The 24228-nt window shown below is 47.9% G+C and carries 21 protein-coding genes; 4 read left to right on the top strand and 17 right to left on the bottom strand.

The annotated features are described in order from the left end of the window. Positions 1-59: 59 nt before the first annotated feature. A complete protein-coding gene (gene metG, locus OCU49_RS08660) occupies positions 60-2111 on the bottom strand; it encodes a methionine--tRNA ligase (RefSeq protein ID WP_261844580.1) in 2052 nt (683 codons plus the stop codon). A 294-nt stretch (positions 2112-2405) separates the two neighbouring features. On the opposite strand from metG, the gene trmA reads away from it, so the two are divergent. From trmA to OCU49_RS08680, 4 genes are all read left to right on the top strand, one after another. After that, positions 2406-3500, top strand: coding sequence for a tRNA (uridine(54)-C5)-methyltransferase TrmA (gene trmA, locus OCU49_RS08665; RefSeq protein WP_261844581.1), 1095 nt, complete (start codon positions 2406-2408; stop codon positions 3498-3500). Between the two features lie 151 nt (positions 3501-3651). After that, complete coding sequence (locus tag OCU49_RS08670) at positions 3652-4254, top strand: TetR/AcrR family transcriptional regulator (protein ID WP_261844582.1); 603 nt, start codon at positions 3652-3654, stop codon at positions 4252-4254. Then, complete coding sequence (locus OCU49_RS08675; protein ID WP_261844583.1) at positions 4251-7721, top strand: acyl-[ACP]--phospholipid O-acyltransferase; 3471 nt, start codon at positions 4251-4253, stop codon at positions 7719-7721. Before OCU49_RS08670 ends, OCU49_RS08675 begins: the two co-directional genes overlap by 4 nt. A gap of 124 nt (positions 7722-7845) precedes the next feature. Continuing rightward, positions 7846-8247, top strand: coding sequence for a hypothetical protein (locus OCU49_RS08680; RefSeq protein WP_261844584.1), 402 nt, complete (start codon positions 7846-7848; stop codon positions 8245-8247). Position 8248: 1 nt separating this feature from the next. On the opposite strand, the gene OCU49_RS08685 is transcribed toward OCU49_RS08680, so the two are convergent. From OCU49_RS08685 to ccoN, 16 genes are all read right to left on the bottom strand, one after another. Further along, positions 8249-9283: an MJ1255/VC2487 family glycosyltransferase gene (locus OCU49_RS08685; protein ID WP_261844585.1), complete on the bottom strand. Its 1035-nt coding sequence runs from the start codon at positions 9281-9283 to the stop codon at positions 8249-8251. A 27-nt stretch (positions 9284-9310) separates the two neighbouring features. Beyond that, entirely contained in the window at positions 9311-9835 is a 525-nt protein-coding gene (locus OCU49_RS08690; protein ID WP_261844586.1) for a phosphatase PAP2 family protein, read from the bottom strand. Positions 9836-9997: 162 nt separating this feature from the next. After that, positions 9998-10912, bottom strand: coding sequence for a recombination-associated protein RdgC (rdgC, locus tag OCU49_RS08695; RefSeq protein WP_261844587.1), 915 nt, complete (start codon positions 10910-10912; stop codon positions 9998-10000). A gap of 109 nt (positions 10913-11021) precedes the next feature. Further along, the gene (locus OCU49_RS08700) at positions 11022-11576 is read right to left on the bottom strand and encodes a thioredoxin family protein (protein ID WP_261844588.1); all 555 of its coding nucleotides are present in this window, start codon (positions 11574-11576) and stop codon (positions 11022-11024) included. Positions 11577-11876: 300 nt separating this feature from the next. Continuing rightward, positions 11877-12419, bottom strand: a complete 543-nt coding sequence (locus OCU49_RS08705; RefSeq protein ID WP_261844589.1) for an adenine phosphoribosyltransferase — start codon at positions 12417-12419, stop codon at positions 11877-11879. A gap of 78 nt (positions 12420-12497) precedes the next feature. Next, positions 12498-13283: a fumarate/nitrate reduction transcriptional regulator Fnr gene (gene fnr / locus OCU49_RS08710; protein ID WP_261844590.1), complete on the bottom strand. Its 786-nt coding sequence runs from the start codon at positions 13281-13283 to the stop codon at positions 12498-12500. A 192-nt stretch (positions 13284-13475) separates the two neighbouring features. Then, positions 13476-14873 carry an oxygen-independent coproporphyrinogen III oxidase gene (gene hemN, locus OCU49_RS08715; RefSeq protein ID WP_261844591.1) on the bottom strand — a complete coding sequence of 466 codons (1398 nt, stop codon included), beginning with the start codon at positions 14871-14873 and terminating at the stop codon, positions 13476-13478. 100 nt (positions 14874-14973) lie between these two features. Beyond that, the gene (locus tag OCU49_RS08720; RefSeq protein WP_261844592.1) at positions 14974-15648 is read right to left on the bottom strand and encodes a sulfite exporter TauE/SafE family protein; all 675 of its coding nucleotides are present in this window, start codon (positions 15646-15648) and stop codon (positions 14974-14976) included. Then, complete coding sequence (gene ccoS / locus OCU49_RS08725; protein ID WP_261844593.1) at positions 15641-15835, bottom strand: cbb3-type cytochrome oxidase assembly protein CcoS; 195 nt, start codon at positions 15833-15835, stop codon at positions 15641-15643. The genes OCU49_RS08720 and ccoS overlap by 8 nt, the downstream gene beginning before the upstream one ends. 24 nt (positions 15836-15859) lie before the next feature. Then, complete coding sequence (locus OCU49_RS08730) at positions 15860-18370, bottom strand: heavy metal translocating P-type ATPase (RefSeq protein WP_261844594.1); 2511 nt, start codon at positions 18368-18370, stop codon at positions 15860-15862. Then, a complete protein-coding gene (locus tag OCU49_RS08735) occupies positions 18370-18888 on the bottom strand; it encodes a FixH family protein (RefSeq protein ID WP_261844595.1) in 519 nt (172 codons plus the stop codon). Before OCU49_RS08735 ends, OCU49_RS08730 begins: the two co-directional genes overlap by 1 nt. A gap of 77 nt (positions 18889-18965) precedes the next feature. Next, positions 18966-20390, bottom strand: a complete 1425-nt coding sequence (gene ccoG / locus OCU49_RS08740) for a cytochrome c oxidase accessory protein CcoG (protein ID WP_261844596.1) — start codon at positions 20388-20390, stop codon at positions 18966-18968. A 220-nt stretch (positions 20391-20610) separates the two neighbouring features. Next, the gene (ccoP, locus tag OCU49_RS08745; RefSeq protein WP_261844597.1) at positions 20611-21498 is read right to left on the bottom strand and encodes a cytochrome-c oxidase, cbb3-type subunit III; all 888 of its coding nucleotides are present in this window, start codon (positions 21496-21498) and stop codon (positions 20611-20613) included. Beyond that, entirely contained in the window at positions 21498-21686 is a 189-nt protein-coding gene (locus OCU49_RS08750) for a cbb3-type cytochrome oxidase subunit 3 (protein WP_261844598.1), read from the bottom strand. Before OCU49_RS08750 ends, ccoP begins: the two co-directional genes overlap by 1 nt. Before the next feature lie 6 nt (positions 21687-21692). Then, on the bottom strand, positions 21693-22313 hold the full coding sequence (gene ccoO, locus OCU49_RS08755) for a cytochrome-c oxidase, cbb3-type subunit II (protein ID WP_446680421.1): 621 nt from the start codon (positions 22311-22313) through the stop codon (positions 21693-21695). 18 nt (positions 22314-22331) lie between these two features. Further along, on the bottom strand, positions 22332-23768 hold the full coding sequence (gene ccoN / locus OCU49_RS08760) for a cytochrome-c oxidase, cbb3-type subunit I (RefSeq protein ID WP_261844599.1): 1437 nt from the start codon (positions 23766-23768) through the stop codon (positions 22332-22334). Between the last annotated feature and the right edge of the window lie 460 nt (positions 23769-24228).

Raw genomic sequence — 24228 nt, forward strand, 5'->3', positions numbered from 1 at the left:
CAAAAAAGGGCAACTCCCGTAAGAGATGCCCTTATCAGTGTTATCTATTCAGACGTGGATTACATAATCCGCATGCCTGGCTGAGCGCCTTCGTGCGGTTCAAGAATCCACAGATCCTTACCGCCCGGGCCTGCTGCCAGTACCATGCCTTCAGACATACCGAACTTCATTTTGCGCGGTGCTAAGTTAGCCACCATGACTGTCAGCTTACCTTCCAGTTCTTCCGGCGCGTATGCAGACTTGATGCCGGCAAAGACGTTGCGGGTTTCGCCGCCCAGATCCAGTGTCAGCTGCAGCAACTTGTCAGCCCCCTTAACGTGTTCTGCCTTGGCGATCAGTGCGACGCGAAGGTCTACTTTAGCGAATTCGTCAAAAGTGATCTCGTCAGCAATAGGTGTTTCTGCCAGCGGTGTTTTTTCTGCTTTAACAGCAGCCGGCTGAGCAGCTGCAGCTGCTGCCAGAGTTTGCTTGCTGTCTTCCAGCATGGCATTTACCTGATCTTCTTCAACACGCTGCATCAGCGGCTTGAACTTATTGATCTTATGATCCAGCAATGGTGTTTTAACGCTATCCCATGCCAGAGAATCAAGGTTCATGAATTTGGCTGCTTCTTCAGCTACCTGCGGTAATACCGGTGCCAGGTAAGTGATGATGGCGCGGAACAGGTTAATACCCATAGTGCAGCAGTCCTGCACTTCCTGTTCTTTACCTTCCTGTTTAGCCAGTACCCATGGTTCCGCTGCGTCGATGTATTGGTTGGCTTTATCAGCCAAGGCCATAATTTCACGCATTGCTTTGCCGTATTCACGGGCTTCATAGGCGGCAGCGATTGTGTCACCGGCTGCTACTGCAGTGTTGTATAGCTCAGCTTCAACTAACTGACTGCCCAGCTCACCATCAAACTTCTTCTTGATGAAGCCAGCACAACGGGAAGCGATGTTAATCACTTTGTTAACCAGATCGGCATTTACGCGCATACGGAAATCGTCCATGCTCAGATCGATATCGTCGATGCCGGAGCCAAGCTTGGCTGCAAAGTAGTAACGCAGGTATTCAGGACGCAGGTGCTTCAGGTAAGTCTCTGCCATGATGAAGGTGCCGCGTGACTTGGACATCTTCTGACCGTTGACTGTCAGGAAGCCGTGGCAGAATACGCCGGTAGGCTTACGGAAACCTGCGCCTTCCAGCATGGCAGGCCAGAACAGGGTATGGAAGTAAGCGATGTCTTTACCGATGAAGTGGTACAGCTCAGCATCTGAATCGGCTTTCCAGTATTCGTCAAAATCTACGCCGTTTTTGTCAGCCCAGTTTTTGAAGCTGGCCATGTAGCCAATAGGAGCATCCAGCCAAACGTAAAAGTATTTGCCTGGTGCGTCTGGAATTTCGAAACCCCAGTAAGGTGCATCACGGGAGATATCCCAGTTCTGCAAGCCGGATTCGAACCATTCATTCAACTTGTGAATCATGTGTTCCTGAACATGGTCATCGTTGTTTACCCAGTCACGCAGAAAACTTTCAAAATCACCCAACTTGAAGAAGTAGTGTTCAGATTCTTTCTCGATTGGCTTCGCACCGGAGACGGCAGAATACGCATTCTTCATCTCTACAGGGCTGTAAGTCGCACCACATTTTTCACAGTTATCGCCGTACTGGTCCGGTTCGTTACATTTCGGGCAGTCACCCTTCACGAAACGGTCCGGCAGGAACATTTCTTTTTCAGGGTCATACGCCTGGGTAATCGTTTTTTGGGCAATGTGGCCGGCATCACGCAGACGGGTGTACACCAGAGAAGAGAACGCTTTGTTTTCTTCTGAATGCGTGGAGTAGTAATTGTCGAAGCCAACCATGAAACCGGCGAAATCACGCTGATGTTCTTCACTCACCTGATCAATCAGTTGCTGTGGGCTGATACCCATCTGATCTGCCTTGAGCATGATAGGTGTGCCGTGAGCATCGTCGGCGCAAACGTAAGTACAGTTGTTGCCGCGCTGGTTCTGAAAACGCGCCCAGATATCGGTTTGAATATATTCCACCAGATGGCCAAGGTGGATCGGACCGTTCGCGTAAGGCAAAGCGCTGGTCACAAGAATTTTGCGTTGTTTTTCGGTCATGGCTCTCAACTGATTCAAAGTTGGCAAATAAGCCGGCAATTTTACCTTTAAAGCCGGGTTATTGCAGCCTGATTTAGAGTGAAATATGTAATGTGGGGCTTTTTCTCAGGGAATTGCGCGGGCGGCAGGTTTTACAGGCAGAGGATACTTAAGGATTGTTCATAACTGCGGTGATTAATCCTTTCATGAGTTGATGTGCTAGCGAGTGTCTTAGCTAATAGTCACTGGCCTGATCTGCTGGTAGAATGCGCGCCTCTTTTATATCTATTTGTTCTTCCGGTCTCCGAGGTAATCATGGCGCTGCCAAATGTCGATCCTTCTATTTACGACGCTCAGTTAAGCGAAAAGCAGGCGCAGATTGTGCAGCAATTTGCTGAGTTTACGCTGCCTGATATTGAGGTGTTCGAATCGGAGCGTACCGCATACCGCCAGCGGGCAGAGTTTCGTGTTTGGCATGAAGGTGATGACCTTTACTACGTGATGTTTACGCCGGGTAGCAAACGTGAGCATCAGCAGCTGACCAGTTGTCCTATGGTGTCTGAACGTATTCAGGCGGTGATGTTTGAACTGCTGGATTCAATTCGTTCGAATGAACTGCTGCGCCGGCGTCTGTTTCAGGTAGATTTCCTCAGTACGCTTAGCGGTGAGCTGGTGGTCAGTATGCTGTACCACAAAGCTTTAGATGAAAGTTGGCTGGAAGAAGCGGCGTTCTTACGTGAGAAATTTAACATTAACCTGATTGGCCGGAGCCGCAAAACCAAGCTGGTGCTGGGTGATGACTTCGCTGTTGAAAAGATGCAGGTGAATGACCGTGAGTTGCTATACAAACAGGTAGAAAACAGTTTTACGCAGCCGAATGCCGGTGTCTGTCAGCATATGCTGGAATGGGCTGTAGACATTACTAAGGATGCCGGCGGTGACCTGGTAGAACTGTACTGTGGTAACGGCAACTTTACTTTGGCGCTGGCGCAAAACTTCCGTTCGGTGGTTGCGACAGAAATTGCTAAAGTATCTGTGCGGGCGGCTGAGTATAATATCGACGTGAATAAGATCGATAATGTTCAGGTGCTGCGTATGTCCAGCGAAGAGTTTTCTCAGGCGTTGCAGGGTGTGCGGGAATTTCGTCGTTTGAAGGAAAAGAATATCGATCTGAACAGTTTTAATTTCAGTACAGTGCTGGTAGACCCGCCGCGCAGTGGCCTGGACGATGAAACTGTTAAGCAGGTTACAGCGTATGACAACATTGTTTATGTTTCCTGTAATCCGGATACGCTGGTTGATAACCTTCGCGAACTGACTAAAACGCACCGTATCGAACGGTTCGCCATTTTTGATCAGTTCCCTTATACCCATCACCTTGAGTGTGGTGTATATCTGACCCGTATCTGATTCGTCTGTATTTTAAAAATGCCGCTATTAGCGGCATTTTTTTTGCCTGTTTATTAGTTTTCATAAATTCTTTCTTGCCTAATTAAACAGTGTTTACTAAACTCCTCACAAGTTAATTGAACAGTGTTTAATAAGAGTCAGGAATTTAATTATGGCCCGACGTAATGATCATACCCGTGAAGAGCTGCATGAGATGGCGTTGGCAGCTGCACAGGTATTACTGGATGAGCAGGGTGTTACTGCTCTCAGTACCCGTAAAGTTGCTGCTGCCATTGGTTATTCAGTAGGTAGCCTGTATCAGCTTTTTAATAATCTTGATGATCTGTGCTGGCAACTGAATGCCCGGACTCTGGCGCAATTTCAGGGGGAGCTGAGTGCTATTCCGGAAGGAGAACCCCGTGAGATTATTCTTGGATATGGCCGGGCTTATCTGGAGTTTGCCCATAAGTGGCCACATCGCTGGCATTTGCTGTTTGAGCATAAGAGTCAGGCCAGCGATATTCCTGATGCTTTGCAGGGGAAAATCTCCGGCATGTTTGAGTATCTGGAAGCGGCACTGGCGCAACAGTTTCCGCAAGCGAATGCGGAAAGCTTGCAGCGCTCTGCGCGAACACTTTGGGCGGCGGTACACGGCATTGCTGTACTGGCGTCTCTGGACAAACTTTTTCTTAATCAGCCGGCACTGGAACAGCAAATGTTAAATGAAGTGATTGGCCGTTATCTGAGCGGTTGGCAACAGGAGAATATGGTATGAAAGCGTTACTTAGCATTCGTGGCTTTCTGGCGTTTATCAGCGTGGCATTCATAAATGCGTTTGTTGATCTTGGCCATAAGATTATTATTCAGAATACCCTGTTCAAGAGCTACGACGGTGATATTCAGATTATTCTGACGGCGGTGATCAATGGTTTGATCTTGCTGCCTTTTATCATGCTCTTTACGCCATCAGGCTTCGTGTCTGACAAGTATCCTAAACATAAGGTCATGAAGTTTTCTGCGCTGGCTGCTGTGGCAATTACCTTGCTGATCACGCTCAGTTATTACCAGGGTTGGTTTATGGCCGCCTTTGGTTTGACGTTCGTGCTGGCTCTTCAGAGTGCATTTTACTCGCCATCTAAATATGGCTATATCAAAGAGCTGGTGGGCGTCGACAATATCAGCGAGGGTAACGGTTGGGTTCAGGCCGTGACTATGGTGGCGATTCTTTCCGGCATAGTTGTGTTCTCACTGTTATATGAAACCAGGGTAGCTGAATTATTACTAATTACTCCTGAGTTAAGTCTTACTTCTATAGCGCCGCTGGGCTGGTTGCTGGTGGCCGGTTCCCTGATTGAGCTAGTACTGGCGTTACGTTTACCAGCTACCCGACCGCTTGATCAGGAAACCAAATTTGACTGGTCTGCATACCGTACCGGTAAGACGCTGATGAGTAATCTGGGCCTGATTTATCGTAGCCGTACAATTTGGCTTTCAATAATCGGGATTGGTATTTTCTGGTCGATTTGTCAGATGATGCTGGCGGTATTTCCAGCTTTTGCCGAAGACCGTTTAGGACAAACTAATACCTTTATTATTCAGGGCACAATGGCAATGTCCGGTATTGGCATCATGGTAGGTGCAATGCTGGCAGGGCGTTTATCCAGTCATTACATTAATACCGGTTTGATCCCGTTGGGCGCAGCTGGCGTTACTCTTGGACTGTTTTTCCTACCGCAGCTGGATTCTATGACGGCTCAGGCGGCTGCTTTCTTTCTGATCGGTGTAAGCGGCTCGTTACTGAATGTACCTCTGAATGCCTTAGTACAGTTCCATGCCAGTGCTGAAGATACCGGTAAAGTACTGGCGGGTAATAACTTCATTCAGAATTTGATGATGCTTAGCTTTTTAGCGCTGACGGCTATGTTTGCATACTTCAGCCTGGATGCTATCTGGCTGATGTGGCTGCTGGTTGTTCTTGCTTTAGGTGGAGCGGTGTTTGCGATATGTACTTTGCCGGAAGCACTGATTCGGGTTATTGCCGCAATCCTGATGCGTCGTAAGTACAACCTGAAAGTATTAGGTTTTGAAAACCTGCCACGTTCCGGCACAGGTGTACTGATGCTGGGTAACCATATTAGTTGGCTGGACTGGGCGATGATCCAGATGGCCTGCCCGCGTCATATACATTTTGTGATGGAAAAGGCGATTTATGAGCGCTGGTATCTGAAGTGGTTCATGTCGCTGTACAAAGTAGTGCCAATTTCTGCGGGCAGTAACCGTACCGCGCTGAACAAAGTACGTGACCTTTTGAATGACGGCCAGGTGGTATGTCTGTTCCCGGAAGGTGCGATTAGCCATACAGGTCAGATCGGTGAGTTTAAGCGCGGCTTCGAAAAAGCCTGTGAAGATGCTCAGGGCGTGATTCTGCCGTTCTATCTGCGTGGTTTGTGGGGAAGCCGTTTTTCACGCTCTACCGATAAAATGAAGAGCCTGCGAAGTACTGGCATGAAGCGCGATGTTATTGTTGCTTACGGTAAGCCGCTGCCGATTGAAAGTACTGCTATTACTGTGAAGAAGAAAGTAGCTGAACTGTCTATCCATGCATGGGATGAGCATACCAATGGCTTTGAAGCGTTACCGCAAAGTTTTATCCGGACAGCAAAGCAGAGCATGTCGGATATGGCGATTGCAGATGTACAGGGTGAGCCACTGAGCTACCGTCGTCTGTTAACTGCCTGTACTATTTTTAGCCGCCGTCTGAGCAGTGCTGAAGGACAGCGCTTAGCAATTCTGATGCCTACGTCCAGTGCCGGTGCGATTGCTAATATGGCGGCACTGTTTGCCGGTAAAACACTGGTCAATCTTAACTTCACTGCCTCCCAGCAAGCGCTGTTATCTGCTATGGAGCAGGCTGAGGTAAAGACTATTCTCACTGCGCATAAGTTCATCACTAAGTTGAACGCACGGGGAATTGATACAGCGCCACTGTTAGCTGGTAAAAATGTAATTTACATGGAAGATGTTAAGGCGGGTGTATCTAAAGCAGAAGGCTTGCTGACAATGCTGATGGTTAGTGCTATGCCCAGTGGTATTCTGAGCCGCTGGTATGGTCGTCACAGTCACTTGCATGATACGGCAGCTATTTTGTTCTCTTCCGGCAGTGAAGGCGCCCCGAAAGGTGTAATGCTGAGTCACCGTAATATTCTGGCTAACCTTAAACAAATTGCAGATGTACTGAACGTTCGGGATGACGATTGCATCATGGCGACACTGCCGTTATTCCATGCGTTTGGTTTAACAGTGACCTGCTTCATGCCGCTGATGGAAGGTATTCCGGTGGTGTGTCATCCGGATCCGACCGATGCACAGAACATTGGTAAAGGCGTTGCCCGTTACAAGGCAACCATGATGTGCGCAACCTCTACTTTCCTGCGTTTGTATATGCGTAATAAGCGTTTGCATCCCCTGATGTTCAGCAGTCTGCGTATTGCTGTAGCCGGTGCTGAACGCTTAGATCCAAAAATTCAGCAGGACTTTGAACAACGCTTTAAGGTGCCGATTGTAGAAGGTTATGGCTGTACGGAAACAACCCCGGTTGCCGGTGTGAATTTACCTGATCATTTATCTACTGAAGGTTGGTTTGTTCAGGAGGGTACCCGTGCCGGTACTGTAGGTCTGGCATTGCCGGGTTCTACTTTCCGTATCGTTGATCCGGTGAGTCTGGATGAATTACCAACCGGTGATGAAGGGCTTATTCTGATTGGTGGCACACAGATTATGCAGGGGTATCTGGATAATCCGGAGAAGACTGCTGATGTGGTCGTCGAAATGGATGGTTTACGTTGGTACAAGAGTGGAGATAAAGGCCGGGTTGATGAAGACGGTTTCCTGACAATCGTTGACCGGTATTCGCGCTTTGCCAAGCTGGGTGGCGAGATGGTTAGTCTGGGGGCTGTTGAAGCTGAGATTCGTACGCTTATTCAGCGAGATGGTCTGCATGATGACTTGCGGTTGGTGGCGGTGAATTTACCGGACGAGAAGAAAGGCGAGAAGGTTGTCTTACTAACTGAAGCGGTGACAGATATGGCACCTGATCAGATGCGTAGCTATCTGGTTGATGCCGGATTACAGCCGCTGATGTTACCTGCGAAGATATTTACGGTGGATGAGTTACCGATTTTAGGTAGCGGTAAAACTGATTATCCTGCAGCTAAACTGCTGGCCGAAGCAGCTCTTGGTTAACTACTTAACTGACCCAATTGTTGATCTTTGTTCAGGCAAGGTACGGAGGAATCATTAATAATAAAGATGATTCCTCCGGTATATAGCTGGTGGAACTGGACAGAGCAGGACAGGGATAAGCGATATGCATAGGGTACACGGAACCATCCGTTTAAGTGTTGAAGGCAGAATCCTGACCATTGAAGGTCGGGGCCCGTGGAATATTGAATCAATAGATCTGAGTGTTGATTCTATTGGCGATGATTTGCGGGCGTTATATGGTGCCCCCTGGGGTGCGTTGGTTCTAGTTGAAGGTGATTCTATTTTGGTGCCGGATGCTGAAGCCCGGTTGATTGATGTTGTTAGAGAAGACCGGCATAAAGGTCGCCTCGCTACCGCGTTGGTATTAGGTGAGTGTTCAGTGCCAGGCCTGGTTACTCAGCATCTGGAAAATGTGTATACCTCCGCAGGAGATTCTTTTCGGGTATTCAGTGATGCTGAAACAGCCCGTTGCTGGCTTAACACGCAGATTGCGGCCGTTGGCTGAGTTACAGGTCCGTCTGTTCCATTTCAGACCATAGCTGCTTACATAATGACTCAACGGGCGTCTGGCAATTACCGGCAATCCATTCTGCCAGTGCCGTCGCCACATCGGGATATTTAATTGCCTGTGGCGCCGGTTTCGACAGCCATGCCTGAAAGCCTTCAACCGTTAAATCTTCGAAACAGTCTGCCAGCTGCAAGTGCTCGAGCACTGCAGCATTTGAACGTTGTTCTGGCTGGCCGGTAAGCGGCTTGGTTAATAGTTTCTTTCCTGACTGTAATACTTCACTTGCCAGACCAAAGCCGCTGTTCGCGATCACGCCAGCGCTGCTTTGCATGTCCGCCGGAAAATCCTCTCTTGAGAATGGACACAGTTTAATATGGCCGATTTGCTTAGTTTGCTTGATATCGCAGTATACAAAGAAGCGATAGTTATTCAGCGGTTCCAGCCATTTAATGATTTGGTCCAGTGATTCAAACGGCAGATAAACAAGAATTTTATCTGCTTCAAGGTTTTTATTTACCGGTTGACTGTTGATCATTGGTGGCAGAATAGGTGCGTTGAAATGATTCCAGTGTAAGCCTATTGGTACACTGGCAGGCGCAAACAGGCGGGTTCCCGGAAGCATAGCGTATTTTATATTCGGGCCCGGTAAGTCGTAATTAAAAGCATATTGGTGGGCGATACCTATACAGGTTTTTCCCTGCAGCCAGGCGGCCCAGGCACTTATCGGTTCAAAGTCACTGATTATCAGATCATACTGGCTGAGATCCAGCTGTCGGATGTCACGAAAAAGCTCAGTCAGGCTGTTGTTAAAGCAGGTTTTGAGCTTGTTTACCTGCCCCTGTTCGACGATGAAGGTCAGTCCACGTCTTACCTGATAATTACCGAAGGGCTCCATATCGAATAGCTTATTGGCAGGCCTGCCAGTGAACAGATAATCCACTACTATGCCTTGTTGCGCCAGTTTGGGTGCCAGTACCCGGGCACGGGTTATATGGCCATTACCGGTTGCCTGAACGCCATAGAGTATTTTCATACTTTTTATCCTGTCTCCGCATATTCTTTATAGAACAAAGTAGAGGTTGTAGCCCAGAGCAGCACTGCCTGTGCCTAATACTGCGCCGGCGAGAATGTCGGTTGGATAATGTACACCGAGCAATACCCGGGACAGGCCGATCAGTCCTGCGATTATTAAGGCTGTTTCAGACAAGCTTGGATAATAAAGGCTCAGCATGCTGGCAAATGCGAAAGCTGCAGCGGCGTGCCCTGAAGGAAAGCTAAACTGGTCTGCCGGTTTAATAGCTGGCGTCACGCCGTTGAGGTGATCACAGGGACGGTTGCGTTTGATCAGCTGTTTAAGGAGCAGATAAAGCGGAACTTCAATACTGAAGGTGAGCAGGCTGGCCTGAAAAAACTCGCTGCCGTCGACAGGTTCTAACCAGAAGAGTATTAAGCCGAATAACAGGTAAGCTATGCCGTCACCCAGCCGGGATATCCAGCGGCTGAATACTGCCATATGTGGTAGTTCATAGCAGTTATAGATGCGGAGGTAGAGTTGGGTATCTAATAGCTGCAGGCGCTGAAACATATAATCGTCTCACTCTGAGATTCAATATATGCATTGTTAAAGTGGTGAGTGACAGAGAAATGAACAGTAAATGACAGTTAAGTTAAGCCGGGTGTGACAGGTACTTTATTGGTGAGGGCAGATGCTGCAGATCCGCAAGCGGATCTGCACGAAGAGCAAATTCTATGGACGTACGGCTTCGCCACCAAATGCTTCCAGTAACATTGGAATCAGGCGGGTCAGTTCCAGTGACATAGAAACGAATTCTGCATCAAAACGTTCCATAGCTTCGTCCGGGCTGTCCTGGTCAAGCTTCTCTTTCAGGGAGTCAGAAAGCTTCAGGCGCTTCAGGCACAGGTCGTCCTGAATGATGAAGTTAAGACTTTCCTGCCAGTCGACAGCCAGCTTGGAGATGCGCTTGCCGGCTTCCAGGTGCTGGCGAATTTCATCGCTCTCAAGGTCCTGACCTTTACAACGGATTACGCCGTTTTCAACACTGGTATCCCGTAGTTCACATTCATCCATAATAACAAAGTCATGTGGACGGGTATCTGCGCTTTCCAGCCACTGAGACATAATAGCGGATGGTGAATGGTTAACGTCGGGCAGTACGACTGGCAGTGATCCCAGTTCGGTACGCAGGTGACTAAGCAGTTCTTCTGCGCGTTTATGGCTGCTGGCGTCAACAATGAGTAAGCCATGCTGAGGCGCTATCAGCGCATGAGTTGTCTGGTACTTGCTGAAAGCACGGGGTAGAAGATCAATGACGATTTCATCTTTAAGCTGGTCACGTTCTTTGCGGTAAACTTTACGTGCCTGTTCGTGCTCGATGATTTTAACTTTAGCTTCCAGCTTCTGCTTGATTACTGATGATGGCAGCATTTTTTCTTCTTTCTGTGCCGCAATCAACATAAAGCCCTGGCCGGAATGCACCAGCATGTCTGACATGCCGTTGCTTGGGCTAACCCAGCCAAAACGGCTCAGTTCCTGGCTGCCACATGGAGTGAAGGCTTTGTCTTCCAGCTTAGCTTCCAGTGCTTCTGCAGTGTGATCGAAAGATTGAGAGAACCGATAGAAAATTGCGTTTTTAAACCACATAGCGTGCCTTGATCCCTGAAACTGTAAATCGATAAAAAGCCCCCTTTGCCTGAGATGAGACAAAGGAGGCTGATGAAGTCTGACAATACCGGCAGATGGCTTGCCGGATTTATTTGGATGCTAGCAGCTTATAGCGTAATGCTTTGCGTGCTTTATTAACGGCACGGTCTACATAGAATCCATACAGGTCGATGGTGTTGATACCAACCATTTTGTCGGTCAGCACCTTACCGTCATTAGGGTCAACAAACAACAGGGTGGGGGTAAATGCTGAGTTGTATCGGTTAGCAAATACAGTGGCGTCTACCCGGTTGCCGTTGAAGTCGATAATGGTGTTGCTGTCATCAAAAATGGTCAGCTTTCGGAACAGTAGCTTCTTATCATATTTGCCGCTGAGCTGCATCGGCATCAGAATTTCGCGAGTGATTAATTCACAGTACTGACAGTTTGGCTGGCTGACCAGAATGAGGGCAAAGCGGTTGCCGGCAATCTGCGCGTCTTGCTGCAAATTGATCAGTTCAGGCAGCGCATCTTCTGATGATCGTGCATCATCAGGTTGGCTGATAGGCGATAGTGCCAGTTTCTGGGCAGGTTGAGCCCAGCTTAAATGGCTGATAAATACACTCACCAATAAGGTGATAAACGGTAGCAGTCTCAGTTTCATTTTTATTATTAACTCAAGGCTGTTTTGTCCATGCAGTAGTCTCTCGCATGGCTGATTCAGGCGCTCTGAATTGCTAAATATAAGCAGTAATTCTTCATAGGTGCGCCAACGACGTTGATCGATTGTAAGCGATTTTTGTGACAGTTTGCTACGTTTCTCAGCAGAATGGTGAGTATACTGGGATGGGCTTATCTAACTTATTGTTTTTTAAGAGTTGTTTAGTATTTTGGTGCAGAAATAAAACAGCCCTGTTAGTACAGGGCTGTAGTAGGTAGGCAAATGTAGCCAGGTAAACTGGGTTTATAAACCTTCGTAAGACATAAGGCTGAAAACCGGAATGCCGGCTTCCTGAATTTTACGTGAGCCTTGTAAGTCAGGCAGATTGATCAGGGTTGCAACTTCAGCAACGCTGGCGCCCAGCTCTTTAATAATAGTGCTGGCGGCCAGTACTGTTCCGCCGGTGGCAATCAGATCATCAAAGATAAGTACATTATCGCCTTTAGTGACGGCGTCGGCCTGCATTTCGACGGTGGCACTGCCGTATTCCAGTTTGTATTCCTGAGAAATAGTTGCACCCGGCAATTTGCCTTTCTTACGGACCAGCACCAGTGGGATATTCAACTGATAGGCCATGATTGATCCGATCAGAAAGCCGCGGGCGTCGATGCTGGCGATGTGGGTAATATCTGAATCAATATAACGCTGGATGAAAGCGTCGCTGATCATGCGTAACGCTTTAGGGTCTTTAAATAGTGGCGTGATATCGCGAAACATAATGCCTTCTTCCGGCCAGTCCGGAATCGTACGCATTACCGACTTTATATAACATTCATCAAAAGACATGAAGAATCCTTACAACAGGGTGTAATTCTGAAAATTTACAGTATGTAGGTATATTCTGGCGCTTTCCTGTCCGGAAGGCTAGTCCATCTGATTAGTATTGATGCGAGCGTCACTGTCTTCTTCAGCCACACAGTCGCCTGACAGCAGCTGGATTTCTTCCAGTTGAATCAGTTCAATTTCCTTACCTTCAACGGTAATCAGGCCATTTTTCTGGAAACGGGTGAAGATACGGCTGACGGTTTCTACTGCCAGACCCAGGAAGTTACCGATTTCATTCCGTGACATGGATAAACGGAACTGAGTGGCAGAGTAACCACGTGCTTTATAGCGGGAAGAAAGTTTGAACAGGAAGGTAGCAATACGCTGCTCAGCATTTTTCTTACTGAGTAGCAGCATCATTTGCTGATCTTCACGTACTTCTTTACTCAGTGTACGCAATACCTGACGGCGCAGCTCAGGAAGCTGTCCTGACAGTTCGTCCAGCCGTGGGAAAGGAATCTCACATACGGTAGTGGTTTCCAGTACTTTGGCTGAAATTGGATATTCGTTTTCGTCAAAACCACTGAAGCCAACCAGTTCACCCGGGAAGTAAAAGCCAGTGATTTGTTCTTCGCCCTGGTTCGTAAGGCTATAGCTTTTGATACTGCCTGCGCGAATGGCATAGATAGATGAAAATGAATCTCCCTGATGGAACAGATGTTCACCTTTCTTCAACGGACGGCTCTTCTCGATAATATTATCGAGGCGATCCATTTCAGTCAGGTTCAGGGAAACAGGAAGACACAGTGAGCTCAGGCTACAGGTGCTGCAATGTACCTGTGAAATGCTGTGTACTTTGCGATCGGTTGCCTTTGTGTCACTCATTATCAAGTCCTGTGATTAGTTCATATATCTTTATTGAATCAGATTATGAAGTAATTTTAGTACGGGTTGAAGTAGTTTAGACCTCAGCACGTTACTTTTGTCGTACAAAGCACAAAAAAAGTAAGGGAATTGCTCAAACCCGTTTGATGTACGGCCCTGAGAGATTAATTTACAGGGCCGTAACGCTATCAATCAAATGATTCGGGAGTATCCCTGAGTAGCCGTTCGCTTTGGAATGTAAGCATCAAATGTCATGCAGATCCGGCGGATTAATAACCTGCCGCTACCTGTTGCCAGCAGTTCACGGTTATCTTTTTCCAGACTGATCAGGCCGTCTTCAGCAAACTGTTCAATTTCTGTGAGTTCTTCTGCAAAGTAGTCATCAAAGCGGATATCAAAGTCTGCTTCGATGCGATCTTTATCCAGCTCAAAGTGACAGATCAGCTGGGTGATAACTGCTCTGCGAATGCGATCATCCAGGCTGAGAGTGACACCACGGTTAATGGCATGAATATCTGCTTCTACGGCGTCTGTATAAAGGCGCATGTCATGCTGGTTCTGGTAATAGACATCACCAATCTGACTGATGGACGAAACCCCCATCGCGACCAGGTCGCATTCTTTATGGGTGGTGTAGCCCTGAAAATTACGGTGAAGCTGATTATTGCGCTGTGCAATGGCCAGTTCATCATCAGGCTTGGCGAAGTGGTCCATACCGATATAGACATAACCTGCATCAGTCAGCATAGCTATAGTCGTTTCCAGAATCGCCAGTTTCGTTTCAGGGCTTGGTAAATCTTCAGCCTGAATGTGTTTCTGAGAACGGAAGCGATCTGGCATATGCGCATAGTTAAATACTGACAAGCGGTCTGGGCTTAGCTCGATAATAGTGGCCAGCGTCTGCTTAAAGCTTTCCAGTGTCTGATGTGGCAAACCGTATATCAGATCCATATTGATAGAACGGAAGCCGAGTCTGCGGGCTTCGTGCAATACTGCAGCAACTTCTTCTACAGGTTGTACACGGTTTACAGCTTGCTGCACTTTGAGTTCGACATCCTGTACACCAAGGCTGATACGGTTAAAGCCAATGTTACGCAGTACCTGAAGTGTTTCGTTATCAACTTCCCGCGGATCAATCTCGATTGAATAATCGCCGCTGTCATCATCTAACAGATTAAAGTTGTCACGCATTGCCTGCATCAGTTCGGTCATTTGTTCGTTACTGATGAAGGTTGGTGTGCCGCCGCCCCAGTGAAGTTGTTCAACAATGCGGTCTTTTGAATACCACTTCGATAGCTGAGCCATTTCCTGATAAAGGGTGTCCAGATAGGGCTGAGCTTTTTTGCGGTTACGGGTGATGACTTTGTTACAGGCGCAGTAGTAACAAACGTGGGCACAGAAGGGGATATGCACATATAAAGATAAGGGAGTGCTAATATCGGCTGTGTTTTGTCCGCAGTCGACCAGATCGCTGGCTTCCAGAGAAGGGTCAAACTGAATTGCGGTAGGGTAGGAGGTGTAACGGGGGCCGGAAAGATCATAACGACGGATCAGATCCAGATCCCATTCTATAAGATTTGGTTGAGTCACTGCATAAGTCTCTTGCTAAAACTGTATAGGGGTCGGTCTGTGCCGACTTATTAATATGAGACTATTGTAGTGATCTGAAAGATGCCCGCATTGACCCTGATCAAGCGCTGAAGGATTGTAGTAAACCTGAAAGCGGTAAGGTGTAGATACCAAAGCTGATAATGCATAGGCCAGCCACAGCTTGAGTAATGCGATGTTGTAAGAAGCCCTGTAGTTGACGGGCCAATAAACCGGTGACCAGCATGGCGGGAATTGTTCCCAGACCGAAGCCGCCCATGAGCAGTGCGGAAGTTTGCCAGTCTGCGGCACTGGCGCTCCAGATAAGTGTAGAGTATACCAACCCACAGGGGAGCCAGCCCCAGATGCTTCCGAGTAACAGTGCTTTAGGTACTGAGCTGACCGGGAGCAATTGCTTGCTAAAAGGCTGCAGATGCTTCCAGAGATGTTTACCCAGTCGCTCAATATAAGTGACAGCCTGCCACCATCTGGCAATATACAGACCCAATAAAATCAACATAAGTCCGGCAATGCTACGCATAATCAGGCCGGTAGTGGGGGATTCTATAAGCCAGCCAAGCCCACCGAGAATTCCGCCTGCAATAGCATAGCTAAGCACCCGGCCAGTATTGAAGCTGAGTAATAAAACGAGCGGATGACGGTTTGGCTGGTTGATGCCCATAGCGATTGCACTGGAAATACCGCCGCACATTCCAAGACAGTGGGCGCTACCGAGTAAACCGAGAAGTACGGCATAAAAGATACTGAGTTCAGTCATTCTGCTTATCAGCAGCCTTTTGTTTGGCGTCGTTAGGGATCAGGTGTTCGTCGTCATCATAGAGAATGCTATGGGCCGGTGACTCCATATCATCGTATTGACCGCTGTTTACAGACCAGAAAAATCCCCAGATACCAAGGCCTGCCAGAATGATAGCGATAGGAATCAGCAGATAGAGAATGTTCATATAGAGATCCGTAGCCCGATAAGCTTAGTTGTTTGACTGTTGCATCACTGGTTGTGACACAGTTTGTTTGGTTGTTCTGTCAGCTTGCCTGAGGCGGGAAAGACGCAGTGCGTTACCCACAACAACAAGCGAGCTGGCAGACATGCCAATAGCAGCCATATAAGGTGCTATCAGTCCGCTGGCAGCAAGCGGCAGCGCGATAATATTATACACCAGCGCCCAGGCCAAATTCTGACGAATTATTTTCTGAGTTTTTTGCGCATGGGTTAAGGCTTGGGGTAAGCGTTGCAGGTCACTGGAGATCAGTACAGCATCGGCGTTTGTTTTAGCCAGATCGGTTGCAGCCCCCATTGCGATAGATATCTGCGCGCCGGCAAGTACCGGAATGTCATTAATACCATCGCCAACCATTATTACCCGGGCACCGTCTGCCTGTAACTGCTGTACGTGTTGCAGTTTTTCTTCCGGCGAAACACCTGAAATAACCTGATTGATATTCAGTTGCTGTGAAACGGCACTAACAGCAGCAGAGTTGTCACCGGTTAGCATAGTGACATTCAGTCCTTGTTGCTGGAGCTTCTGCACGGATTGCGCAGCATGTTTGCGAATCGGATCGTTTAGGCAGAACCAGGCAAGTGGCGTTTTGTCGGAAACCAGTAATAGCCACTGGCCATTGTTGTCAGGTGCATCCTGGTAGCTGAGTATTTCATCGCAGTTGGCGCTGGCAAATTCGGGCTTCCCGATACGGTAAATAACGCTTTCTACATTGCCTTCAAGACCTTCGCCGATATGATTATTCAGATCACTAGCCGGAGGGATTTGAAATTGCTCATAGTGCTGGTGAAAGGCTTTGGCAATAGGGTGTTCAGAATGCGCTTCCAGTGCTGCAGCAATATCGAGGCATTGAGTCTTAGTCAGGCTATTCAGGCTGATTGTTTGCTGTAAAGACAGGTTGCCTTCTGTCAGCGTGCCGGTTTTATCAAATACGATGTGAGTCGCTTTTGCCAAGCTCTCGAGAACATGGCCGCGGGTAATTAAAATGCCATTTTCCCGCAGTGCTCCGGTGGCTGCTGTCAGCGCGGTCGGTGTAGCCAGTGAAAGCGCGCACGGACAGGTAACAACCAGTACTGAGAGGGTTATCCAAAGTGCGTGTTCGGGGGCTATGTTCCACCAGATAACGGCTACGCTTATAGCGGTGATCAATACTGCTGCAACAAAGTAACCGGCAATTTTATCAGCGGTTTTGGCGGCCAGAGGTTTTTCCTGGTGGGCGCGATCAAGTAAGCGAACCACTGACGAAAGTTTAGATTCGGCGCCGACATCAGTAACTTCTATCTCCAGCGGATTTTCGACATTAATAGTGCCGCCGACAACTGTATCTCCTGGTTGTTTGTTGAGTGGCAGGTATTCACCGGTTAGCGCAGATTCATCAATGCTGCTGTTTCCGCTGATAATGATGCCGTCGGCTGAAACAGTATGGCCTGGTTTGACGATTACCCTGTCACCGGTTTGCAGGTCAGTTGCGGGTATCAGTACTTCCTGGCCGTCGCGAATAACAGTTGCGCTTGCTGGTAGTAGATTGAGAAGTGAATTACCAGCTCTGCCAGTACGGTGGCGGGCTTTCATTTCTAAATAGCGACCGATGAGCAGGAAGAAAGTAAACATGCTGACTGAGTCGAAATAGACTTCGCCGGTTGCTGTCGCTGTGGCCCAGATGCTGGCGAGATAGGCACCGCCAATAGCGATCGAAACTGGTACATCCATTGTGAGATGTCGGGTTTTCAGATCACGCCACGCGGCGTCAAAGAAAGGTCTGGCTGCATAGATTACAACTGGCGTAGCAAGTACAAAGCTGGCCCAGCGCATAAAGGTGATCAGGTGTTGCTCAAGCTGATTGTTACTGTCGGCATAAAGGGCAATAGAGATCATCATGATCTGCATGGTAAATACACCGGCAATGCCTAGTCGGCGAGTGGCCCGGCGGGTTTCCGCTGCCAACAGTTGTTCTTCTTTATTGGGGTGGTAAGGATGTCCCTGATAACCAATCGAGTAAATCGCAGCAAGAATCGTACTGAGTTCGATCTGGTCAGGCTGCCAGCTGATTTGCGCACGGTGATTAGTCATATTCACCGATGCCTGAGTGACGCCGTCCAGTGCTGAAATATGATGCTCTAAAAGCCATACGCAGGCAGCGCAGGTAATGCCTTCGATCACCAAGGCAGCCTGTTTGCTGCCATCGCTCAGGGTATTCACAAAACTTTGCTGTACCGAAGCTTCATCGTAGAGTTTTAATTCAGCGAGGCGCTGCTGGTTACGGTCTGCAGTGTCTGGTGACTGAGCATCGTTGGTGCGGTGCTTGTAATAGTTTTCCAGACCGCCAGCGGCGATTGCTTCAGCTACGGCCTGACAACCCGGGCAGCACATTGGCTGAAGTTTGCCGTTAATCTCGGCTGCGTATTCAGAATTGGCAGGCACATCCAGGCCGCAGTGGAAACATAACTGCGGCTGGTTTGTTGCTGTAGGTGCTTCAGGCATTAATTGGTCTTATGTGGAATGAGGTCGAACTGGGTCTGATCGTACGGAGGAAAGATGGTCTGACGAATCTGCCAGCTGGCATCTTCCGATTGCAGAATAACGTATTGTTTACCCAGTGGTTTACTGTCAATGTTGCCCAGGTAGAATCCGTCACGAACACGGCGCAGATTGATGGAAAAGTCACGGTCTGCAAGGGTCGCATGAACTAATTCCAGTGACAGATTTTCTGGTTTTACATAATCGTTGTTACTGGTTAATTCAATACTGACATCTCCGGTAACGTCATCTATTTTCAGTGCTGCCATTATGCCTAGGTCAGCAGCTGCCCGGATTTGTGAGTTATCCTGATTATATGCTTTTGCATGTCGGTAATAGTTATCCCGCACCAATGTGTCACGGGTAAATATAGCCGCAGATATATAAACAGAAGCGTACATAAAGGAGGCAATAAGCGGCGCAAGAATAAACCATAGCCATGGCTGTTTGTACCATGGTGCAATTGGGTCAGGTTGGGACATGATCTTCCTTCAAAAAGATAATAGCCGTCTCGGGCGAAACGGCTATTTTAACGCAGTCAGTGCTGTTAAGCATCGTTTTAGCGGCGATTGGTTGGCCCGATAAAGCGATTCTCTTCATCAATGCTGATATCAGCATCATCCAGTGCCTTCACATGAAACATAATGTCGTAGTTTGGACGTTCCAGGTAAGCCGGTTTGATCTGTAGACGTATAGGGTGATCAAGAAGTTCCCCTGAACGAATATCAACAACAGACTCGCTTATCAGTTGAAGTCCGTCTATGCCCGTTACTTCAATACTATAGCGGTGGTCCTGTTGAGACTTGTTGGCCAGTTTCAGCATGTAAGCGTTTTCGATAGTACCGTTAGACGCTTCGATGTATAGCTGGCCACGGTCGCGGATTATATCAACTTCCAGCGGAATACGGGCATAAAGCGTATAGCCAAACGCAATGAACATGACGCACATAGCGGCAAAGTAACCGATCAGGCGAGGGCGCATGATGTGGGTTGTGCCGCCTTCGAGTGCATGTTCAGTGGTGTAGCGAATCAAGCCGCGTTCGTAACCCATTCTGTCCATTATATCGTCACAGGCATCAACGCAGGCTCCACATGCAACACATTCGTATTGCAGGCCGTCACGAATGTCGATGCCAACCGGGCAGACGTGCACACAGTTCCCGCAATCAATGCAGTCGCCCATGCCTGCGGCTTTATAATCCATATTCTTTTTACGCTTGCCGCGATTTTCGCCACGTGCTTCGTCGTAAGATATGACTAAAGTATCCTGATCAAACATAACGCTCTGGAAGCGGGCGTATGGGCACATGTAAATACAGACTTGTTCGCGTAACCAGCCCGCATTTGCATATGTAGCAACGATAAAGAAGCCGATCCACCAAGTTTCCCATGGGCCAAGGTTCCAGGCCAGTAAGTCTGGAATTAATTCCCGAATAGGTGAAAAGTAGCCAACGAATGCAATGCCGGTTGCAGCAGCAATCACCAGCCATAGGCTGTGTTTGGCTGTTTTACGAAGAAATTTTTCAGCACTCATTGGTTGTTTATCGCGACGCATACGTACGTTGCGATCACCTTCTGTAACGCGTTCGGCCCAAATAAAGAACCAGGTCCAGACGAATTGTGGGCACGCATAACCACACCAGAGACGTCCGGCAAAAACAGTCACAAAGAACAAGACAAAGGCGAGAATAATTAATAGCCAGGATAACAATATGAAATCCTGTGGCCAGAAGGTGAAATTGAATACATGGAACTGGCGGTTAGGCAGATCAAACAATACTGCCTGCTGTCCGTTCCATTGCAGCCATGAGAAGCAGTAGAACATGGCGAGCATGATAAAACCGGATATGGTTCTGAAGTTCTTGAAGAAGCCTTTGTAGTATTTTACATAGATATGTTCGCGCTTAGCATACAGGTCGTAGCTTTCAGTAGCGCCATTGTTTTTGCTCTTGGGGGTAACATCTTTTACTGGTATCTGATTCATACCAATCCTCACCATTAGTCATCGAATACAGGCTAACACATTGGGCTATAAAGATTTTTGGCGTTTCAGTGAGCGAGGTGATGCAGGTGTGGCTGTGCTCACAGTCCGTGTATTAGCAAACGCGAATATTATACGCCCATTCCTATTGCTGAAAACCTCAGGCATAAAAAAAGGCGATATGTAGTTTAACATATCGCCTTTTTATTGATTTAAGCCAGTTTTATTTGTTTGACAGGCTATACACGTAAGATGTGATCAAGTGGATCTTGTCGTCACTCAGCAGGTCTTTATGAGCTGGCATTACACCGCTACGACCAACACGGATAGTGTGGCTGATTTGTTCGAAAGAGCCGCCGTACAACCAAACGTTATCAGTCAGGTTTGGTGCGCCCAGAGCCTGGACACCTTTAGCGTCCTGACCGTGACAAGCAGTACACAGCGCCTGGAACTGCTGTTCGCCGCGTGCAGCTGCATCAGCGTCAACAGTTTTGCCGCTCAGTGACATTACGTAGTTAGTCATGTCACGTACACCTTCTTCACCCAGTACTGCGCCCCATGGAGGCATAGCGCCGGTACGACCGCCAGTAATGGTGGTCTTGATGGTGTCAGCGTTACCGCCATATAACCAGTCAGTATCCGTCAGGTTAGGGAAGCCGTGTGCGCCTGAGCCTGTTGTGCCGTGGCATACTGCACAGTTGTTGGCGAACATACGCTGACCCATTTTCAGGCCTTCTGGCTGAGATTGCAGGTCTTCAACAGACATATCTGCAAACTTAGCAAAAACCGGACGATAAGTTTCATCAGCGTAAGCAACTTCTTCTTCATACTGGCTGATCTGAGTCCAGTTCAGGAAACCTTTAAAGTTACCCAGACCAGGATACAGAGCCAGATAAACCAGGCCGAAGATGATAGTTGCAACAAACATCTGCAACCACCAGCCTGGCATTGGGTTGTCATATTCTTCGATACCATCGAAAGTATGACCAGTCGTTTCTTCAGTCGCGTCTTTGTAGACTTCACTCTTACGAGTGGACCAAAGCAGGGCAGCGCAACCGCCAATTACGCCAAGCGTAATAACACTTACCCAGATGCTCCAAAAATCACTCATTATTTGTTTCTCCCGTTACTGGTCCCACCAGACGCATCATTATCGGCTTGCTCTTCATCGGCAAACGGCAGGTTAGAGGCTTCTCTGAACCCTTTGGTATTACCTGGCAGTAGTACCCAGATAAATAAGCCTAAGAAAGTGATCATCATGATGACCGGGATATAGGGACCGTAAACTTCGTAGCTCACTGTTGATTACCGCTTATTGTTGTAGACGGAGTGAAGCTTGCCTAAAGACTGCAGGTAAGCAACAACGGCTTCGATTTCAGTTTTGCCTTTTACATCTGCACCAGCGCTTGCAATTTCTTCAGCGGTGTATGGCACACCAAACTTCTTGAAGACTTCTAGCTTGGCAGAAGTGTCTTTACCATCCAGTTTGTTTTCAAACAACCATGGGTAAGACGGCATTTTTGATTCAGGAACAACGTCACGCGGGTTGTACAGGTGAGCACGGTGCCAGTCATCACTGTAACGGCCGCCAACACGGGCCAGATCTGGACCTGTACGCTTGGAACCCCACAGGAATGGGTGCTCCCAAACGCCTTCGTTAGCGGTTGAGTAGTGACCGTAGCGCTCAGTTTCTGCACGGAATGGACGAATCATCTGAGAGTGACAAACGTTACAGCCTTCACGGATGTAAATGTCACGACCTTCCATTTCCAGCGCGGTATAAGGGCGTAAGCCCTCAATTGGCTTAGTAGTCGAGTTACTAAAGAACAGAGGTACGATTTCCGCAAGACCACCGCCACTGATCACAAGGATGATCAGCAGGATCATCAGGCCAATGTTCTTTTCAATCGTTTCGTGTTTGATCATTTCAATCTGCTCCTGAACTTACGCTGCTTGTGCTGACGCATCGGCAACAGGTGCCTTGCTGTCTTTACGCACTGTCTGCCAAACGTTGTATGCCATCAGCAGCATACCGGTCAGGAAGAAAGCACCGCCAAGTGCACGTACGAAGTAGCCTGGGTGGCTCGCTTCCAGTGCTTCAACGAAGCTGTATGTCAGGGTGCCGTCTTCGTTAACCGCACGCCACATCAGACCCTGCAGGATACCGTTAACCCACATCGCACAGATGTACAGAACAGTACCGATAGTTGCCAGCCAGAAGTGGGTGTTGATCAGAGCAACACTGTACATCTGAGCTTTGCCCCACAGGCGTGGAATCATGTGGTAAGTCGCACCGATAGAAATCATTGCAACCCAGCCAAGTGCACCAGCGTGTACGTGACCAACAGTCCAGTCAGTGTAATGAGACAGGGCGTTTACAGTCTTTATTGCCATCATTGGGCCTTCGAAGGTAGACATACCGTAGAAGGACAGTGAAACAACCAGGAAGCGCAGAACCGGATCTGTACGCAGCTTATGCCATGCACCGGAAAGGGTCATCATACCGTTGATCATGCCACCCCATGAAGGTGCCAGCAGGATCAGAGACATAACCATCGCAACTGACTGAGTCCAGTCTGGAAGCGCTGTGTAGTGCAGGTGATGACCACCAGCCCACATGTAAGTCGCAATCAGAGCCCAGAAGTGAACGATAGACAGACGGTAAGAGTAAATTGGACGTTCAGCCTGCTTAGGAACGAAGTAGTACATCATGCCCAGGAAGCCTGCAGTCAGGAAGAAGCCTACTGCGTTATGGCCATACCACCACTGAACCATTGCATCTACAGCACCAGGGTAAACCGAGTAAGACTTGAAGCTGAACAGAGAAATAGGCATTGCTGCACTGTTTACAATGTGAAGTACCGCAACAGTGATAATGAAGGCCATGTAGAACCAGTTACCCACATAAATGTGAGAGGTCTTACGAATCTTAATTGTGCCCATGAATACGATTGCGTAAGCAACCCATACAATGGTCAGCAGGATATCAAGTGGCCATTCAAGTTCAGCGTATTCTTTGGATGAAGTAATACCCATAGGCAGAGTAATAACAGCGCCTATGATAACTAACTGCCAGCCCCAAAATGTAAAAGCGGCGAGTTTGTCTGAAATCAGACGAACCTGGCAGGTACGCTGTACCACGTAGTAAGAGGTAGCGAATAGTGCACTGCCTCCGAATGCAAAGATAACTGCGTTGGTGTGTAACGGACGCAAGCGACCGAAAGATAACCAGGCGGTATCAAAGTTTAATGCAGGCCATACTAACTGGGAGGCAATTAAGACGCCCACGGCCATTCCAACAATGCCCCATACCACTGTCATGATGGCGAATTGACGCACCACCTTGTAATTGTAGGTTGGGTGTTCAGCTGCAGTGCTCATATCAGGCTCTCATCAACAAGCTATTAATAAGGTTTAGAAAGTAAAATTTCCGGGAGCTATTATCATGAAATAGCCCTAATATTTCAATGCGTTTACAGGATTAGTTGCGACACATTGTCACACCCGATATGCCGTATTCTCGACAATTTTACTTCGCGACCACAAAATGTAAATAATCTTATCTATTTGAATAATAAGAAGTAATTTGGGTTTTTCTTGGTGTTGTTCATGATCGTAATCAGAAGATGTCCTGCACCTGTTGCCTGTTACCGGCGGTGTTTTAAGCGGCTAACGAGTGATTTCTTGATGCAGATCAACAACGCTATTGGACATTATGTATTAGCCAAAAGTCTACTGATTTCCACTAATTGGTGATTATTTGAACAAATGCGCTTTTGTTTGATACGGCTGATTTGTTGTTACTTTCTTGCTACATAGCGTGTCAATTCAGGCTATAATC

It is taken from the genome of Aliamphritea ceti, assembly GCF_024347215.1.
In the GTDB taxonomy this organism is placed as follows: Bacteria; Pseudomonadota; Gammaproteobacteria; order Pseudomonadales; family Balneatricaceae; genus Amphritea; species Amphritea ceti.